At 40.3% G+C, this 16,444-nt stretch carries 16 protein-coding genes; 5 read left to right on the top strand and 11 right to left on the bottom strand.

Features of this window, described 5'->3' with window-relative positions:
* The 4 genes from ACIQZ2_RS06040 to ACIQZ2_RS06025 form a co-directional block, all read right to left on the bottom strand.
* A partial coding sequence (locus tag ACIQZ2_RS06040) for a hypothetical protein (protein ID WP_395767951.1) occupies nucleotides 1-364 on the bottom strand: 364 nt, incomplete at its 3' end.
* 1 nt (nucleotide 365) lies between these two features.
* Nucleotides 366-1,052: a hypothetical protein gene (locus ACIQZ2_RS06035; RefSeq protein WP_395767950.1), complete on the bottom strand. Its 687-nt coding sequence runs from the start codon at nucleotides 1,050-1,052 to the stop codon at nucleotides 366-368.
* A gap of 173 nt (nucleotides 1,053-1,225) precedes the next feature.
* Nucleotides 1,226-2,812: a WD40/YVTN/BNR-like repeat-containing protein gene (locus ACIQZ2_RS06030; RefSeq protein ID WP_395767949.1), complete on the bottom strand. Its 1,587-nt coding sequence runs from the start codon at nucleotides 2,810-2,812 to the stop codon at nucleotides 1,226-1,228.
* Nucleotides 2,813-2,848: 36 nt separating this feature from the next.
* Nucleotides 2,849-4,195, bottom strand: a complete 1,347-nt coding sequence (locus tag ACIQZ2_RS06025; RefSeq protein WP_395767948.1) for a hypothetical protein — start codon at nucleotides 4,193-4,195, stop codon at nucleotides 2,849-2,851.
* A gap of 198 nt (nucleotides 4,196-4,393) precedes the next feature.
* Here ACIQZ2_RS06025 and ACIQZ2_RS06020 point away from each other — a divergent pair, with 198 nt between their 5' ends.
* Together ACIQZ2_RS06020 and ACIQZ2_RS06015 are read left to right on the top strand one after the other, a co-directional pair.
* Nucleotides 4,394-4,792, top strand: a complete 399-nt coding sequence (locus tag ACIQZ2_RS06020; protein WP_395767947.1) for a lysozyme inhibitor LprI family protein — start codon at nucleotides 4,394-4,396, stop codon at nucleotides 4,790-4,792.
* Nucleotides 4,793-4,956: 164 nt separating this feature from the next.
* A complete protein-coding gene (locus ACIQZ2_RS06015; RefSeq protein ID WP_395767946.1) occupies nucleotides 4,957-5,832 on the top strand; it encodes a sugar phosphate isomerase/epimerase family protein in 876 nt (291 codons plus the stop codon).
* A gap of 87 nt (nucleotides 5,833-5,919) precedes the next feature.
* Here the strand turns inward: ACIQZ2_RS06015 and ACIQZ2_RS06010 are convergent, their stop codons facing one another.
* The 3 genes from ACIQZ2_RS06010 to ACIQZ2_RS06000 all read right to left on the bottom strand — a co-directional run bounded on the left by ACIQZ2_RS06010 (nucleotide 5,920) and on the right by ACIQZ2_RS06000 (nucleotide 10,013).
* Complete coding sequence (locus ACIQZ2_RS06010) at nucleotides 5,920-7,380, bottom strand: FISUMP domain-containing protein (RefSeq protein ID WP_395767945.1); 1,461 nt, start codon at nucleotides 7,378-7,380, stop codon at nucleotides 5,920-5,922.
* A 75-nt stretch (nucleotides 7,381-7,455) separates the two neighbouring features.
* A complete protein-coding gene (locus ACIQZ2_RS06005) occupies nucleotides 7,456-9,519 on the bottom strand; it encodes a penicillin acylase family protein (protein WP_395767944.1) in 2,064 nt (687 codons plus the stop codon).
* A gap of 53 nt (nucleotides 9,520-9,572) precedes the next feature.
* Nucleotides 9,573-10,013 carry a nuclear transport factor 2 family protein gene (locus tag ACIQZ2_RS06000; protein ID WP_395767943.1) on the bottom strand — a complete coding sequence of 147 codons (441 nt, stop codon included), beginning with the start codon at nucleotides 10,011-10,013 and terminating at the stop codon, nucleotides 9,573-9,575.
* A gap of 118 nt (nucleotides 10,014-10,131) precedes the next feature.
* Here ACIQZ2_RS06000 and ACIQZ2_RS05995 point away from each other — a divergent pair, with 118 nt between their 5' ends.
* Both ACIQZ2_RS05995 and ACIQZ2_RS05990 read left to right on the top strand, forming a co-directional pair.
* On the top strand, nucleotides 10,132-11,505 hold the full coding sequence (locus tag ACIQZ2_RS05995; protein ID WP_395767942.1) for a M20/M25/M40 family metallo-hydrolase: 1,374 nt from the start codon (nucleotides 10,132-10,134) through the stop codon (nucleotides 11,503-11,505).
* A gap of 4 nt (nucleotides 11,506-11,509) precedes the next feature.
* Nucleotides 11,510-12,325 (top strand): ThuA domain-containing protein, encoded by an 816-nt coding sequence (locus tag ACIQZ2_RS05990; RefSeq protein ID WP_395767941.1) that lies wholly within the window; start codon nucleotides 11,510-11,512, stop codon nucleotides 12,323-12,325.
* Here the strand turns inward: ACIQZ2_RS05990 and ACIQZ2_RS05985 are convergent.
* Nucleotides 12,322-13,389: a helix-turn-helix transcriptional regulator gene (locus ACIQZ2_RS05985; protein ID WP_395767940.1), complete on the bottom strand. Its 1,068-nt coding sequence runs from the start codon at nucleotides 13,387-13,389 to the stop codon at nucleotides 12,322-12,324. The genes ACIQZ2_RS05990 and ACIQZ2_RS05985 overlap by 4 nt on opposite strands.
* Before the next feature lie 96 nt (nucleotides 13,390-13,485).
* On the opposite strand from ACIQZ2_RS05985, the gene ACIQZ2_RS05980 reads away from it, so the two are divergent.
* Nucleotides 13,486-13,767 carry a hypothetical protein gene (locus ACIQZ2_RS05980; protein ID WP_395767939.1) on the top strand — a complete coding sequence of 94 codons (282 nt, stop codon included), beginning with the start codon at nucleotides 13,486-13,488 and terminating at the stop codon, nucleotides 13,765-13,767.
* Between the two features lie 25 nt (nucleotides 13,768-13,792).
* Here the strand turns inward: ACIQZ2_RS05980 and madM are convergent, their stop codons facing one another.
* Genes madM through ACIQZ2_RS05965 form a run of 3 tightly spaced genes read right to left on the bottom strand, consistent with a single transcriptional unit; the run spans nucleotide 13,793 to nucleotide 16,365 of the window.
* Nucleotides 13,793-14,551: a malonate transporter subunit MadM gene (gene madM, locus ACIQZ2_RS05975; RefSeq protein WP_395767938.1), complete on the bottom strand. Its 759-nt coding sequence runs from the start codon at nucleotides 14,549-14,551 to the stop codon at nucleotides 13,793-13,795.
* 1 nt (nucleotide 14,552) lies between these two features.
* Complete coding sequence (madL, locus tag ACIQZ2_RS05970; protein WP_395767937.1) at nucleotides 14,553-14,909, bottom strand: malonate transporter subunit MadL; 357 nt, start codon at nucleotides 14,907-14,909, stop codon at nucleotides 14,553-14,555.
* 1 nt (nucleotide 14,910) lies between these two features.
* The gene (locus tag ACIQZ2_RS05965) at nucleotides 14,911-16,365 is read right to left on the bottom strand and encodes an acyl-CoA synthetase (RefSeq protein WP_395767936.1); all 1,455 of its coding nucleotides are present in this window, start codon (nucleotides 16,363-16,365) and stop codon (nucleotides 14,911-14,913) included.
* Between the last annotated feature and the right edge of the window lie 79 nt (nucleotides 16,366-16,444).

The raw sequence follows: 16,444 nt of genomic DNA, 5'->3' as shown, positions 1-16,444 counted from the left end.
CGCCGGTGGCTGTCAATGGGTAGAACCAAAAGCTCATGGTAAAGCTCCTTTGTGTGCTCGTATTGACTGATTTGAAATAGGTTCGAATGTTTGGCGTAGCCAAATATTGATTGGATCCATTGAATGAAATAAAACCCAAGGAATTCATGAAAATAGGTGAATTGTACAAGGTTGGATTACCTGAAGCAGTTCCCGCTAAATTAGTTGCTGTTGTGGCTCCACGTGTAAATCCAGCTGATTTGGAAAAATCATAGTTCACCACGAGATTATTCTTTGGCAATAGAGACGACTGAATGGGTAATCCCATTTGAGCACGACTCAAAGTAGTAATGAGAAGAAAAAGAAATGCAATGAATGATTTCATATTAATTACTCATTTCTCCCGTCACAAGAATGTTATTACTTCCTAAATGAAGAATGCTAACCACTGAATATTGACTCGCGGTTTTGGTAAATCCAGTTCTATTCAAAATGGTACCAGAAAAGGTGACTTGCCCCGCTCCCATTTGTACGACGGTACAATTAAAGCCCGTGGGAAGGCCTGTAGGTATGGTTATTGTAATGGCTGATGCACCCGTTGATTGAATGACTTTCCCATTATCTGAAGCTGTAATGGAATAATTAGCCGCTGCGGATACCACATTTGCCCCAAATCCAGATATAGACGATGTATTTGAATTTCCTCCCGTAAGTGCCCCGGTGGTTGATATGTTTCCTGCCGTATAGGCAATATCGTTTCCAGAACGGGTCCAATTACTATTTACGCGTATCCAGGCGACTGTAGTTGTTGTACTCGTGTTTACATAAAACCCCGCGAGGTCATCAGTTTGATAAACCATTAGGCCATTGGCGGCAGCAGTGAGCGTGATTGCTTCTCGCTGCGCTTTCGTCATGCGAGGAATTAATAAACCTTTATCGGTGGAGGCTATTTCCAACTTCGCAGCAACATTTGGCGCAGTTGTTCCTATTCCCGTTTGTGCAAATACCTCGAGTGAACCGAAAATTAGTAAAAGAACTACCCAAAAATTTGAAAAACGATATACCGTGTTCATGTGAAAAAATTTACCCTAAATATAGTTTATTTTTTGATTACTCCGGTTTATAAACCTTTAAAGCAAATCCAAGTGCATTTAACTTAGCTTAGTCCATTTGATTCATTGGTTACACTTGATACATCGCTTATGGGTATGAAATGCCTCGATTCCTACATGATTAGAATACTTACTTAAAACACCTTTCTAAAAATCTCCCCCTTTTCCCCCACCGCAAAAACGGTACCGTCAAGTTTAACGGCAAGGCTTGTATATTCCCCTGTATAATTAGTGATCTCCTTAAACCAGGAAAGTCCGCCATCCTGTGTTACTAATAAAAGGCCTTTTTCTCCCGCAATGAAGCCATTTTGATCATCTTTAAATTGAACCGCATTCAATGTTTCTATATATCCTGGAATAGATCGCATTGTCCAGTTCGCGCCACCATCTCCAGATATGAAATATCTTCCGTCGGAACCTACCGCATATCCTCTGTTGCCATTCATATCAATTCCATAGATAGCTGATGCTCCATCAAGCTTTTTTTCTGTTAAGGTTGTTGATCCATTGGACAAAAATGGAGAAGAATAGATAGAAACGTTATAAATAGACCCTGACCAAAATACACTTCCTCCTATAAATTGAACACCAGAGCTATTCACATCAACGCAATTGAAGCCCACTATTTTTGAAGGAGTTATACTAGACCAATTGGCCCCTGCATCCGCTGAAGCAAGTATTTTGCCATATATTTGGGATATATTGGGATAGGAGTTAATCAAACAACTGACCTTGCTTGTACCTGAGCTTACAATTCCAGTAACCTTGAGTCGATTATTGCCATTCCAGTCTCTGGCCACTTGTATCCATGTTAAACCTCCATCCGTTGTCTTGTAGATATAGGCATAATTTTGGTCATTCCCCCCCGCATAGCCTAAATTCTCGTTTTCAAAATGAATGCTGGTGAAGTTGACCGACGAGCTTTCGCGAATTTTTATCCAAGTATCTCCCCCATTAACAGTCTTCAGAATTACTCGATTTCCTGCTATAAATCCAATGTTATTATTGATAAATTTAACTTGATTGAGATCCTCAGTAGTAGGTAATGGAGTTGTGAAATTCAGCTCTTTACCATAGGTTATCCCAAAACTATTTGCAGCGAATGCGCGGACATAATAGCGGGTATTCTGCTTCAATCCACTAATTTTCGAATTTTGATTTCCCAAAGTTAGGGGATCTGTTGATTTATCATTGGCGATGGTTGGGTTGGTAGTTGTAGACCAACAAACACCTCTTTGTGTCAATGGGCCCGCTCCGATCGATGTTACATTAGTTACGACGATCGCATTGGAAGTTGTCACATTATTCACCTCATTCGTGGTAATGCTAGGCACTAAGGAGCTAGTCGTAAAATCCAAATTCTCACCATAGGCCGTGTCCTTAGCGCTTACCGTATATGCTCTTACGAAATATTTGGTATCAGCCGTTAAGCCTTGTAAAGTAAGCTGAAAACTACCTGCTCCTAGGAAAGCATCCTTCAATTTTGGGTTTCTAACTGTTGGGTTTTGGGTAGTAGCATAACATACCCCTCGTTCGAGCATGGCTGACTCCCCAACAGAATTAACGGTTCCACCCACTACAGCGCTATTGTGGGTAATGGAAGAAACAACGTTTGTTGAAATACTGACTTTATTGGCAACAGGTGGCAATGGTTTTAACTCAAGTTTACCACAAGCGTAAATCGTCATTGCTACAAAAAGGATTCCAATATATTTAGTCATGGGAAATTCGTTGGTTATCTATGAGTTTGTTTCAAATTACTTTTTACTATATACGACATCGAATACAGTTACGGTATTCCCCGAATTTAACACCCCACTCTTACCTTGTGAGGTAATGATGAGTTGCTTGTCATCCGGTGAAAGTGACATTCCCACAGGAAAGGATGCAACGCGCAGTTCGGAGATAACTTTCATGGATTCTGCATCAATTACTGCGACCTTACTTTCATTGTTTACACAGGCAAAAATTATCTTACCATCTTTGGTTACGTCAATCGTACGAGCTCCTGTTCCTACTTTTACGGTTTGCCAATCCTTAAATTCGATTTGATTTTGTTGATTGGGTCCCGCAGTTAAAATATCGTTAATCTTGGCTTTTTGAACATATCCAAACTTATTGGAACTCAGAATCAACTGGTCCTGATTAATCACCAAATGTCTAAGATTTTGGTAGGATCCCGTAATGGTACCCACATATTTTTTGGCATTTACATCGATGATGGCAATTCCATTACCCCCCATTTTGGCAATTAATATGTTTTTGTTGTCGGGTGTAAAAGTTGTCCCTCGTAGGCAATTACCACAATTTTGATCCCGATTATCGGATTGTGAGAAGTTCAAGCTCAGGCGCTTATCCACCACAATGTGCGAAACGTAGGTAAATTCCATGGGGTCAGAACTTGAAATATCGATTAATCCCACCGTATTATCTCCCCAGTGCGTGACAGCGATGAATTTATTGTCATTCGAGCAGGCAATCATCTTAGGCAAAGGACCTGATGGCATCACGCGCACGATTTGATCTTGCTCCGTATCAATGATGGCTACAGCAGAAGGTGATTCAGCTTTCGCATCGAAGTTGCGGCGGTAATAGGTTACCCACAGGTATTTCCCATCATGCGACAAACAACTTTCCACAGGCTTGCCAGAAAAGTAATTGTATTCCTTTTTTACTTGTTTGAATTTGTAGTCAAAAACGGTGTTTTCGTTGTTCTTAAAAAGCGAATTGTTACCAGCATTAAAATCGTGCCGAATTTCTTTCAACTTGCGAAAAGTTTTTGTGTCAAAAACCGCCGTTACGCCACCTTCCAATGAATTAATGTAAAATTTACTACCATCTTTGGAATAGATAACTGATTTGGGAGAATTGATAGCGGGTTCAAAAATGGACAAAGAGTCCTTCGGTTTCATAACCTTGCTTTGGATGACCTTCGCTAATCGGAGCTCTTTAAATATAAAGTTTTCGCTAGGTTTTACTGGCGCTTTTTTGGCATTATCGCTGGTGGTCTCGTCGGCGATTGACTCTGCCGCATTCCCATTGGTACAACTTGATAATGAAATCAGAATCAAAAAATTAATTGATAGTAAGAATAAGCGAATCATTTAGTTAAAATGGTAAGTTGGCGTTAAAGTCTTCATGCTCTGAAACATAAGCAATTTTAAAGTTACAAAATTTTGGCTCGACTCCTTAGAAATTTATTAAACGGTAAGTAGTCAATATTTGCGTTCAATGCGTTAGATGCAACTATATTTTATGTTTATCTTTAATTTCTTTGATTGAATAACCTGTAAAACCATCCTATGAAAAAGTTCTTGATATTATTCTCCTTACTCTTTTTATCGATTTATTCGTATTCCCAGACGCAGGGGGATATGAACGAAACATCGTATAAAGATTATTTAAAAGCGGATAAAGAGTTGAATTTCGTATACAAGACCATTTTATTTCGATATGCCAAAAATGTCGAATTCATAAAAGCCTTAAAGGAATCCCAACGAATTTGGGTGAATTTCAGAAAGGCTGAAATAAATATGAAGTATCCCAAGAGTGACGGCTATGGCAGTTCAATCACGATGTGTGTTAATTCATTCGCAGAAGATTTTACGAAACAGCGTACCAAATACTTAAAGTTGTGGTTGAAAACGCAAGCCGATAATGACATGTGTGGAGGGAGTTTGCGTTCGTATGAGTCAGATTAAGGCTAATTGGATTTATTTGAATAGGCTTTTGATGGGTCATTGGCTTTTGCTTTGGGCAATTGTATCTTTTTGATAAAAAGTCCCTACAATACAGAAAATCATTTTTTACCTTCAAACATTCCCTTATTTTTGTAACTCAAGTTTAACCTATAAAACTTTCATCTATGAAAATGAATAAACTCATTGCCTGCGTACTAGGCATCTGTGCAATCATTACGATTGCATTCGTATCTTTTAAACCTGCCGATAAACCTTTCGGAGGATTAGCACTTTACACCGTTCGTAATGACATGAGTAAAGATGCTCGAGCGACATTAAAAGCGGTTTCCGATGCAGGTTATGTCAATATCGAATCTGCCGGCTATAATAACGGAAAATTCTATAACCTCTCTCCTGCTGATTTTAAGGCATTGTTGGACGAAATGCATTTAACACCCATCTCAGCTCACCAGGGAACCGTTACTTTTGAAAACATAGACCAACAAATCGCTGATTTAAAGACAGCTGGCTTTAAGTATTTTGTTATCCCGGTTCCTCCAATGGGCTTGTTTTACTTTGATTCGGTAAATAAGCGAATGGCGATGAAAGGTGGTGCGAAGAATTTGGCTGATGTATTGAACAAATTAGGTGAGAAATGCCATGCTGCTGGTTTGGAATTATTATACCACAACCACGATTTTGAGTTTGTCAAGGATGCGGATGGCATTGTTACCATTGATTATCTATTAGAGAATTGTAATAAAAAGTTTGTCAATTTCCAGATGGACCTGTATTGGGTAACCAAAGCGGGTGCTGATCCTGTGGCTTATTTCAATAAATACCCGGGCCGTTTCAAAATTTGGCACGTGAAGGACATGGATGACCAAGGGCGTTTTGCCCCTGTAGGTAAAGGAAACATTGACTTCAAACGTATTTTAGCAAATGCTAAAGTAGCGGGTATGAAATATTACTATGTGGAGCAAGATGCTTGTGTGAACGAAACACCGATGGAGGCGATCGTTATTTCACATAAAGGATTAGGTGAGATTGGATTCAAATAAGATTTGAATTTGTTGTATAAAAAAGCCCCACGAGAGATCGTGGGGCTTTTTGTTTAATAATGTTTCTAAAAAGAGAATAGTATTTAGTTAGTTGGTAGGCACAATTCTTATGGTTTTGTATCCACTAGCTCCTTGTCTGATTCCTTCACTTTTGGGAGAGAAGCGAGCATTTTTGATGAGTTTTTTGTAGCGCTCTGCCAGTGATAATTTCACATTAGTTCGGTCAATTCTAATTTCTGTAACGTTTCCTTTTTCATTGATTCGAATGAAGAAAGTAATTTCACCTGTTTCGGCACCATTATCGATACCCTTCAAAGGCAATGAATCAAAAGTCCATTCTTGAGCTAATTTGCCTTCATTTTTAAATACATCACTTTTAAAGTTTTGTGAAGTATTCAGATTAGGATCTTCTTTTTTGGCAATGTCTTGAATCTTTTTTATCGGCCTAACAGCGAATCCAAAACTTAATGGGAGAGTTTGATCTCCATTAAATCCGCCTCCTAAATCTTGAGAGCAATAACCTATATCGACAACCCTTTTAGCTCCAACTACTTCATCCCTCCATTCAATTTTTTCGGAAGTAGATGTCCACCAATATGAACAGTTGAAATCATAATTCCACATTCCATCAATATCTCCATGATTATACACAAATCCACCTTTCTTAGCATTAAATCCTGATTTACCATTCGAGATAAATTTGAAAGGTCCTTTTTCACCGTCATGTGAGTCAAAATTTATTGGATAAGTAGCCATTGATAGTACTGCTTTACCGTTTCTAGAATTCCCTCCGCCAAGAAACTTGAAAAGGGTTTCAAAATCATAATAAGTTGGTACAACATAACCCGCAGGAACAATACCTCGCTTATCGTCTAAAGCATAACCATTATAGGTATATGTTCCATTACTTAAAACCCGGTAACAACCTAAACCTCTTTTTCCATAATCTTCCCATATTTCTGGTGTTTGGGCTTGCAAGATCAGGTCTCCATTATTATAATGTGTCTCCTTCAGATCATCTTGCATCCAAATCTGTGTGCCAATTTTTATCGTTTTAATATTACTTGCTTTTATGGTATTCGATAAAAGTTGATTAGCATTTTGAAGAGAATTAATAATGGAATCTTTTAGAGAAGTTTTTTTAGTTATAAACCGGTCTTTTTCTAAACTTTTATTTGAAAGAACCTCAAAATTTTGTTTGAGTGATTCGTAATCGTTTTCGAGTTCAGTATAGTTAATTTGATTTTGAATTTGATATCTTTCCAATTGACCTAATTTGGCCTCTAATTCATCTTTGGTTTGATTAAAAAGTTTTTCTGAATTAGTTATAACCCGAGTCAAAGAATCAGTTTTAAATTGAAATGCTTGCGATACTATAAATAATGAATCAATTTTCTGATTCAATTGGGCAATTTGTTCCTTTTTGCTTTGCCCATAAGTACAAATAGGTAGAAGAAATAAAGCAAGGATAATTTTAAGAAATAGTAATCTACCATTGGCTAACATGGCTTCAATATGTTTTAATGGGTTTAACTCATTGATTTTCATTTGATTGATATACAATTTGTACTCCTCCACTATTTTAAACGTCAAATAATTTTCACTCAATTTAGTAAATTAACCTTACTCTGGATGATACACCCGTTCCGCCGTTTTCAGCACCTCAGCTTTATCTAAGGTCATACGTTTCGTTTGTTGGGCCTGATACATCGCCCGCTGATCCGCGAAATGCTTGGATTCTGGGTGGGAACTCGCCCCAAAGGTATTCACCGTCTCAATCAATGGTAGGCCGCCATCTTTGGGAAATTTAACAAACCCGATGTAGGCATCCCCACTGTTCATCTTGCGTTTAGATTCACCCAATGGCTCCGACATCACCGCGGCCAAGACATCCGGCATTCCTGCCTGTGGCCAATCCTCCTTTCCTCGCACCAATCGCTGGTATTCGCCTAATTTCACATCCAGTCGGCCGTAGTTCTTCATCAGGAAATCATGTACATATTGGCATAACTGAATGGCTTCTGCCTCGGTCAACGGATCTTTGGAACCTGTTTTGCGTATTTTGGACGCATGATAATAGGCAATGTTATAATACAACGCACCTACACTCTCGATATCCGTTACATGATTCCATAGCTTGATGCCTTGAATGATCGTAGCTAAACCAGGATATTTCGTTTCCTGCAAATTAAAAAGTACAGATGCATCTAAACCATATGGATATAAAATCTTCGCGGGTAATTGGCGATCGAATTTAATCCGCTTCAAATCCTCCCAAGAGATTTTATCAAATCCATCGATTAAATCTTTGGCCCGCTGGCTGCGGTTATTGTGATAGGTTTCATAACCATCGTATTTGTCGAAACGCGCTGGATTCAAGTTTTCATCCGCGCTCGTCGCTAAGAACGGGGAATGATTCGTATTGAATAAATACCCACTCTTCGGATTTAAATACTGAGGCAAGGCTTCCAAGGGTTTAAATTTATCCCAAAGCGTCGCTCGTGTATTGCCTGGAATCGTAGAGGCCCAATTGTATTTAGCATCCGCGTTGCGGTAAGGCATCTTTCCATTCGAAATGTAAAAGATGTTATCTGCCTTATCCGCATACATGATATTGAACATGGGCAAATGATTTTGCTCCAACGCCGCTTTAAACTCCTGAAAATTCGTCGAGCGGTTCATCGCATACCATTGCTGTAATGCACCTGCATCAAATAAGGCCGGTACCCGGATAGCAAAATACGCCCCATTCGGCGTTTTTACCGTAGGTCCGTAAATGGATGTGTAGGCCAACTTGCTTACTGGAAATGGAATGCCTTTGATGCTTAATTTGATTTTTCGTTTTTCGAGGGCCAACCACTCGCCATCTACTTCATATTGGCCTGGATGAGCTTTGTCGGTATGTAATTGATAAACATCGATTTTATCCTGAAAATTCACTGTGTGTGCCCATGCGAGATTTGGCGTAACGCCATGAAAAATCAAGGGTCCACCAGGAAACAAACCTCCTAAGATATTCCAACCTTCCTCGCTTTGTAAATGCGCCTCGTAGAAAGCCGTTGCTCCTTCGATCGGTTGGTGGGCATTAATGACCAACATCGGTTCGCCTGAAGCTGATTTGGAACTCTTAATCGCAAAAGCATTGCTACCTTCTCCCGTGAATCCCGTTAAATGTGGAATAGACCCATCGAGGATTTTGGGCAAAGTTTTATCTACACCACAGAAGATAGCGACTGAGAACATGGTGGTGGCGATGTAGTCTTCTAACTGGATGGGAAAGACGTGTTGATTCAAGACTTCTTGTGGATGTGCTTTACCATAAGCTGCTAAGCCCATGAGGTAGCCTTGCACCAACTGAATAAAGCGCGGGTCCATCGATTTGATTTGCTGGTCCACCACCTTCCTCGTATTCAATAAGCCAAAGACATAATCCACCGGAGCCCCTTTCTTTCCTAAATAAGTCGAAAGCTTTCCTTTACCTGTCAGGATCAAGGTTTGAATCGTTTTGAAATCATCCTCTGCATGCGCCCAGGCTAGTCCATAGGCGACCTCAGGATCAGTTGGGGCAAATATGTGTGGAACGCCATAAGTGTCTCGGGCGATGTTGATTCGATCAGTGTGTATTTGGGGTTGTTGCGCTTTTAATTGGAATGCCCAAAAGCATAAAATGGCCAAAAAGTATTTCATAAAAAAAGGTTTGTTGAAATGTATAACTTACGTTAATGCGAAAGGTTTTTTGATTATTTCCGACGGGTGTCTAGTAAGTATTGAATCTTCCATACATCACCCATTTTTACCAATTGGAACGAGTTAACCCCTTGGTGAGCATATTTACCTTGATAAAAGAATTGATAAGGTGTCCAAACACTCGCCATGGCGCCATCTTCATGTAGTCCATTGAATTTGATGCGTTCATCGAGTGCTCCCTGGGGGTACTTTGTTAGATTTCTCAAAAACGATTCAAAATCCTCCGTTTTTACTTGTGTTTGATTTTCCTTTGTAACAATGGTTTGGAAAATTACATTGGGCGAAAAACATGTGCGAAACAAGGCTGTATCTCCTGTTTGCATGGCGGAGAACATGTGGCGGATGACTTGTTTGATGGCTTGTTTTTCGTTGATTTTCTGCGCAAAAGCAGTGCTAGACATGAATAGTAAGCAAATGAAAAGGTATTTGTACATGCAGTCGATTGGATTTATTCAAAAATTAGCGATTTCTTCTACGATTTCCAATGTTTGAAAATGGACTATCCGTAATTTTTATTGCTATATTTAAGATTCATTAAAACACTAAACCTACATGAGAGTAATCACGACCCTATTTCTGACCGTATTAGTCGGCTTTTCATCAATTGCTCAAAAAGATAGTCTATTCATTAAACGCATGTCGGACGAGATCATGACGAACGGCAAAGCATATGATTTACTCTATGAATTGACCAAGAAGATTGGTGGCCGTTTAGCAGGTTCACCACAACAACAACAAGCAGCTGAATGGGGTAAACGTAATTTGGAGGCCCTTGGTCCAGATAAAGTGTTCTTTCAAGCTTGCAAAACGCCCAATTGGAAACGTGGCGGAAATGATTTTGCATCCATTGTAGGTGTAAACGGAGAATCGCGCATTCAACCTTTGGCTGTATTAGCTTTAGGGAATTCGATGGGATCGAATGGCATGATTGAGGCGGAGGTTTTGGCAGTTGCCAACTTTGATGAATTGGAAATGCGGAAGGACGAGGTCAAAGGTAAAATTGTTTATTTCCACAGTGTATTTGATGAAACTAAAATCCAAACCTTCAAAGCTTATGGCGAAAGCGGCGTGTATCGTCGGTCTGGTGCGTCACGTGCTGCGAAATACGGTGCAGTGGGCATCATGATTCATTCCTTGAGTACGGCTCCGGATAATGCGCCTCATACAGGGGCTATGGTTTATGATGAAGCATATCCAAAAATTCCTGCCCTGGCTGTAGGACCCAATGATGCCAAGATGCTTTATGCATTAGCTAAGAAAGGACCTGTCAAAATGCAGATGCAGACCTATGGCTTTTTCTTGCCAGATGCCGATGAAAATAATGTTGTAGCAGAAATTAAGGGATCTGAATTTCCTAATGAGTATATAACCTTGGGTGGACATTTAGATAGTTGGGACGTTAATGAAGGCGCGCATGATGATGGTGCGGGCGTTGTACATACCATGGAAGTTTTGCGTGTTTTTAAGGCCTTAAATTACAAGCCTAAGCGTAGCATTCGATTTGTGTTATTTGCGAATGAGGAAAATGGTGTACGAGGAGGAAATGAGTATGCGAATCAAGCAAAAAAAAATAATGAGAATCACATCATGGCCCTTGAGAGTGATGAGGGTGGATTTACGCCTCGTTCGATTGGTATGACCGCTTCCAAGGAGGCATTTAAGAAATTCCAAGCCTGGTCTACCCTGTTGAAACCTTACGGATGTGAAGTGACTTTTGGTGGAAGCGGAACGGATATCGGGCCTTTGGCGCGGGTAAATCCAGCAACTGTGATAGCAGGTTTAGTACCCGACAGCCAGCGCTATTTTGATTTACATCATGCGAAAACGGATGTATTTGAAAATGTCAATAAACGCGAATTGCTATTAGGTGCTGTTAACATAGCTGCTATTATTTATTTAGTTGACCAATACGGTGTAAATCCCTAATTCGATGCGAACAATTTGTTTATTTATTTTGGCTAGTTTTTTCTTGGTTCATTCAGGTTTTTCAAAGCCGAATCCAAGGGTATTGGTTTATACCAAAAACGGTCCGGGCTATGTGCATGACAATATTGCGTCAGCGGTGGCTTGTTTCCAAGGGTTAGGCAAGGCGCATCAGATTCAAGTTGATGTGTCGGATGACCCTGCCGTTTTCACGGAAGCAAATTTGGCAAAATACCAGGCCTTGATTTTTACGAGTACCAATAATGACGTCTTTGCTACGGATGCCCAGCGCTTGGCTTTTCGACATTACCTGGAGGCCGGTGGTGGATTTGTGGGCGTGCATTCGGTGACGGGAACGGAGCGTAATTGGCCTTGGTTTAAGATGATGGTTGGGGAAACCTTCTCCTGGCATGCTAAATTTCAGCCATTTCGGATATTAACGATTGCTTCAGAGCATCCTTCGATGCAGGGCGTGCCTTTACGCTGGGAAAAAGAAGATGAATGTTATTTTGGAAAAGAATTATACCCAGGCATTCAGGTATTGATGATGCATGATTTGAGCAGTTTGGATGGGAAACAGTCGGATTTGGTTACTCAACATAGCGGTTCGTATAAAGGATATTTCCCTGCGGTTTGGACCCAAAAATTTCAAGGAGGTCATGTGTGGGTGACGACGCTAGGCCATGATAAATCAAATTACCAAGATTCAGTTTATCAAAATCATCTGTGGCAAGGCTTGAAGTTTATTCTGAATTCGGTTAAGTCCATCGATTTTTCACGAGCGAAGTCCGTACGGCACGACGAGGGAATTTTTCTGCATTAACAATAATTTAAAATTCCCTTTTCTAATCCATTTTTTATTGCTTGCGCCAATTTTTCTGGTTCAATTACGCGTATTTCCTGAGCGAATCGTAGAAAGAAATTTTCTACTTCTTGGTCAATTTCTAATGTCAGTTGGACCAATACACTCGACTCATTTTCTCGACTAATTTGTTGGCTTGCATGAATAGGATATTTTTCAATGTAGTTCAGCATCCAGCTATCTTTCTCCATCCGACAGGATATGTTCATCGCTTTTTGGCTATTACTTCTAAATAACCCGAGGCAATTTTTGAAATAATCAGCAGGACGGAATTCCGGATGAATACGCACACGAGGTTGTTCTTGTATGGAACTTACTGAAACAATGCGGTCTAAGGCGTACAATTGAAGCTTCTCTAGCTCAATTTTTATGTGGGTAGTATCTTTTTCTATGGCTTGGAAAAGTACATACCAACCGGTATACCAGCCATTGTTGTATTCCTTCAACATTAATGGAATACCTCGTGTTTGTTTCAGTTTCGACTGAGCGCTTAAGCCTCGGTGGGAAAATAAAACGACTTTTTTTGCGTGGATATTTTCTAAGATAATTGGGATTAAATCAGCTCCCGAACGTTCGCCATCTTTTACGAGTTCAATCGCCGACCAGGCTAGCATATCGTGGTTTCGCGCCATACTATTTTCCAATGCTATTGCGCGTAGTTTATTGACAAGTCCCTCACCTGCACCTCCACTAAATAAGTGTTTATTCTGTTCAATTGTCGAGGCGATTTGGCTTAATTCTTTATCGGAGATGCTCGGAAAGGCCGAAATATCATCTCTGATTAGGTAGAATCGATTCTGCGCGCGAGAAAATTTAATCAGTTCTCCGGCCGTATCATGTAATTGTGGATAGCGAATTTGAAGGAGCTCTTTAAGATCTTTTATATCTCGACTAAATGAACGTTCAGCGTAGTTAGCAATATCAAACTGTTCCGACAAATATGCTGAAATCGACGCATAGTTCACCTGAAAGGATTTTTGCAAGAGTAGGCTATTGATTTCGCGAAGGCGTTCGGATGGGTGCATCTTTTTTTTACCAATATCGTAAATTTCTTATAAGTCGCCAAATTTTGGCGGACAACAAATCTAATTTTGGTTCAAGAAAAACAAAAAGATATGAATATGAACAGCATCAAAACCCTTGCCTACAGCTTGTTGATTATTTTCCTTTTCAGTTATGTGAGCGAAGGAATTTTATTGGCCTTTGAATTAAAAAAAACACGTCGGAATAACTGGATAAAAATTGTGTTGATCGGGTTATTATTGGTGAGTACACTAGCCTTGCTTTGGGCACCTTACCAGGTATTCGGTCAAACAGTTGCTGATGGATTATTTACGTTAGCATTTACCGTTTATGCTGCAGTGATGGTGATTGGGGGTGGTTTGCGTGCTTTGGCAAGGTAGTGAAGCTACGTAATACTTTGCGTCTCTACATTAAAGCTTTCATTGCGAAATACAGGACCGAAGGACACATCAAGCAGCCACATCCTGTATAAAATGTCGCTGTCATCGCACCATAAGGTACTAATTTAGGATCTGTTGAGGCGAGACCAGCTGCTACACCACTTGTGGTTCCCATCAATCCGCCAAAAATCATCGCGGATTTGGGATTATTTAATCCGATATACGGTGCTATAAACGGTGTTCCTATCGTTACTAAGATGGATTTAACCACACCAGCAGCTATACTAATGGCGATAATATCGGAGCTTGCTCCAACGGCGGTGCCTGTCACTGGTCCTACCACAAAAGTACATGCGCCTGCGCCTATGGTCGTGAGACTTGCTGCATCAGTAATCCCAAACGCTAAGGCAATGCCTACTCCCGCAATAAATGAGAAGATTACGCCAAGAAAAAGTGATAAAATGCCAACTGATCCCGTTTTTTTGATGACAGCGAAACTAGCTCCCATCGCCGTGGATACAATGGCAAAATCCCGAAACATGGCTCCCCCCATGACTTTGAATCCTGCTAAACCTGCCACATCAGCAATGCCATTTTTTCCTCCTGTTACTACCCCTCCAATGTACGCGATAACCAAACCTAAAAAGATGGCAATTGCTGACCCTGGTAGCTTTTTACGGGTCAATTTGACCGAAATTCCTTCAGAAATATAAACCAAAATACCCGTCACTAAAAACGCTACGATTAATCCATTCTTATCCAATAACTCGATAATATATTCCATGTTATTCTGCTTTTGATTTGGAAAGAATGGGCATAAAGATTAAACACAATGCGACTGGCAAAATACCCGCTAGTAACGCTAAAATGCCATTATGAAACGCTACACGCACATTTTGTACGGCCGACATGGCTACGATTACTGGGATGTACATCTTGCTCCAAAACATAACCCCCTCTCCCATTTCAACATGGAATACATTATGTTTTTCTAATTCGTTTTGAGAAAAAATCAGGAGCAACATGGCAAAACCAACGCCCCCTACATTATTATTGATTCCAATAAAATGCCCGAGGCTTTCTCCTATGATTTGACCGATGATGTAACAACCAGCTAGTAAAGCTACTCCGCGTATTAACATATTATTGAATTAAATGGACAACATCTTTTTTGGTGACTTTCCCCATTGCATTACGAGGTAAATCTGCTAAAATCACATATTTTCGCGGGGTTTTGTAAGCAGGCATTTGTTCGCGCATCCACGCATGCAAAGCTTTATCATCTATCTGATTTTTCGTTACAATGGCCGCCGCAACTAGCTCGCCCCATTCATCATTAGGTAGACCTACAACTGAACAATCGGCGATTCCAGGGTATTGGCGCAATACCTCCTCTATCTCCAAGGCAGATATTTTATAACCTCCTGATTTAATGATATCTACAGAATTTCGGCCCAAAATTCGATAGCCTCCCAATTCATCTATCGTTGCGATATCCCCTGTCATAAACCAGCCATCTGCCGTGAAGGATTCAGCTGTGGATTCAGGTTTATTCCAATATTCCTTAAAAACCGTTGCTCCTTTCACTTGAATTTCCCCTTCATCTGATAAGCGTACGGATACGCCTGGTAAAGGATATCCAACATGTCCTGCTACGCGTGGTCCATCGTAAGGGTTACTCAACGCCATCCCGATTTCCGTCATCCCATAGCGTTCCAATAACAAATGCGTCGATATATTTTTCCATCGCTCCATCACCGAAACAGGCAATGCCGCTGATCCTGAAATCATTAATCGGAGTTTTGCCAAAGAATTTGTTGCCGCATTTTGTTCTACTTTTGGCAAAGCTTCCCAATACGTTATCAGTTTGAAATAGATAGTTGGCACTGCCATGAATACATTGATTCTTTGTGACTCAATAAGGTCGAAAATGGCTTTCTCGCTAAAATTGGGCATGAATTCACAGCTTGCCCCTGCCCACAAGGAACATGAAACTACATTTACCACGCCATGGACATGATGCAAAGGTAAGACACAAACCGTTGAATCATCGGAAGACCATTTCCATGCTTCAATTAATGAGCTTATTTGTGCGTTTAGATTAGCATGAGTACTTACAACTCCTTTGGGTAAATTCGTCGTTCCGCTGGTATATAAGATCATCGCACCGCGCGCATCATCTATTTCAGGTAAAGCTTTTAGCGTTTTTGCTTGGTCATTTTTACCCAATACGACTAGTCTACACGCTAATTCATCGGCTAAGTCCTTCAGCGTTTCTTCAAACTCCGGTGAAACAACTATCACCGATGCCCCTGAATTCTCGATGGTATAGCGCAATGATGGTAATGGATAACTTAAACAAAGTGGAACCACAATTCCTCCTGCTTGCCATATACCCCATTGAACGCGAACATAATCGAATCCCGGGTTAACCATAAATGCCACACGCCCCTCAGCTAAATCATCCGTTTCTTCTAAAAGTAATTGAGCAAAGTTGGCCGATGCTTGATGTAATGCTGCATAGCTATAGGATTTCCCATTGGAAATTATGGCCGTTTTACCGGAGAATGGAAGGGATTTATTAAAAATTTGAATCATGTTTTTTAAGTCGCTAGCCACAAGTCGCTAGTCCATTGTTACTAATTACACCCACCTACTATCTCTATCCTCTTACCTC

It is taken from the genome of Aquirufa sp. (genome assembly GCF_044342065.1).
Taxonomy (GTDB): Bacteria; Bacteroidota; Bacteroidia; order Cytophagales; family Spirosomataceae; genus Aquirufa.
The sequence above is the reverse complement of the archived record's forward strand: the minus strand, read 5'-3'. Positions and strand labels throughout refer to the sequence as shown.

Excerpts from the sequence above, each read along its gene's own strand:
- ACIQZ2_RS06010 (WP_395767945.1), bottom strand. The coding sequence starts at position 7,380 with ATGAAAATCAATGAGTTAAACCCATTAAAACATATTGAAGCCATGTTA.
- ACIQZ2_RS05995 (WP_395767942.1), top strand. The coding sequence starts at position 10,132 with ATGAGAGTAATCACGACCCTATTTCTGACCGTATTAGTCGGCTTTTCA.
- ACIQZ2_RS05965 (WP_395767936.1), bottom strand. The coding sequence starts at position 16,365 with ATGATTCAAATTTTTAATAAATCCCTTCCATTCTCCGGTAAAACGGCC.
- ACIQZ2_RS05985 (WP_395767940.1), bottom strand. The coding sequence starts at position 13,389 with ATGCACCCATCCGAACGCCTTCGCGAAATCAATAGCCTACTCTTGCAA.
- madM (WP_395767938.1), bottom strand. The coding sequence starts at position 14,551 with ATGGAATATATTATCGAGTTATTGGATAAGAATGGATTAATCGTAGCG.
- madL (WP_395767937.1), bottom strand. The coding sequence starts at position 14,909 with ATGTTAATACGCGGAGTAGCTTTACTAGCTGGTTGTTACATCATCGGT.
- ACIQZ2_RS06000 (WP_395767943.1), bottom strand. The coding sequence starts at position 10,013 with ATGTACAAATACCTTTTCATTTGCTTACTATTCATGTCTAGCACTGCT.
- ACIQZ2_RS06035 (WP_395767950.1), bottom strand. The coding sequence starts at position 1,052 with ATGAACACGGTATATCGTTTTTCAAATTTTTGGGTAGTTCTTTTACTA.
- ACIQZ2_RS06025 (WP_395767948.1), bottom strand. The coding sequence starts at position 4,195 with ATGATTCGCTTATTCTTACTATCAATTAATTTTTTGATTCTGATTTCA.
- ACIQZ2_RS06015 (WP_395767946.1), top strand. The coding sequence starts at position 4,957 with ATGAAAATGAATAAACTCATTGCCTGCGTACTAGGCATCTGTGCAATC.
- ACIQZ2_RS05980 (WP_395767939.1), top strand. The coding sequence starts at position 13,486 with ATGAACAGCATCAAAACCCTTGCCTACAGCTTGTTGATTATTTTCCTT.
- ACIQZ2_RS06005 (WP_395767944.1), bottom strand. The coding sequence starts at position 9,519 with ATGAAATACTTTTTGGCCATTTTATGCTTTTGGGCATTCCAATTAAAA.
- ACIQZ2_RS06030 (WP_395767949.1), bottom strand. The coding sequence starts at position 2,812 with ATGACTAAATATATTGGAATCCTTTTTGTAGCAATGACGATTTACGCT.
- ACIQZ2_RS05990 (WP_395767941.1), top strand. The coding sequence starts at position 11,510 with ATGCGAACAATTTGTTTATTTATTTTGGCTAGTTTTTTCTTGGTTCAT.
- ACIQZ2_RS06020 (WP_395767947.1), top strand. The coding sequence starts at position 4,394 with ATGAAAAAGTTCTTGATATTATTCTCCTTACTCTTTTTATCGATTTAT.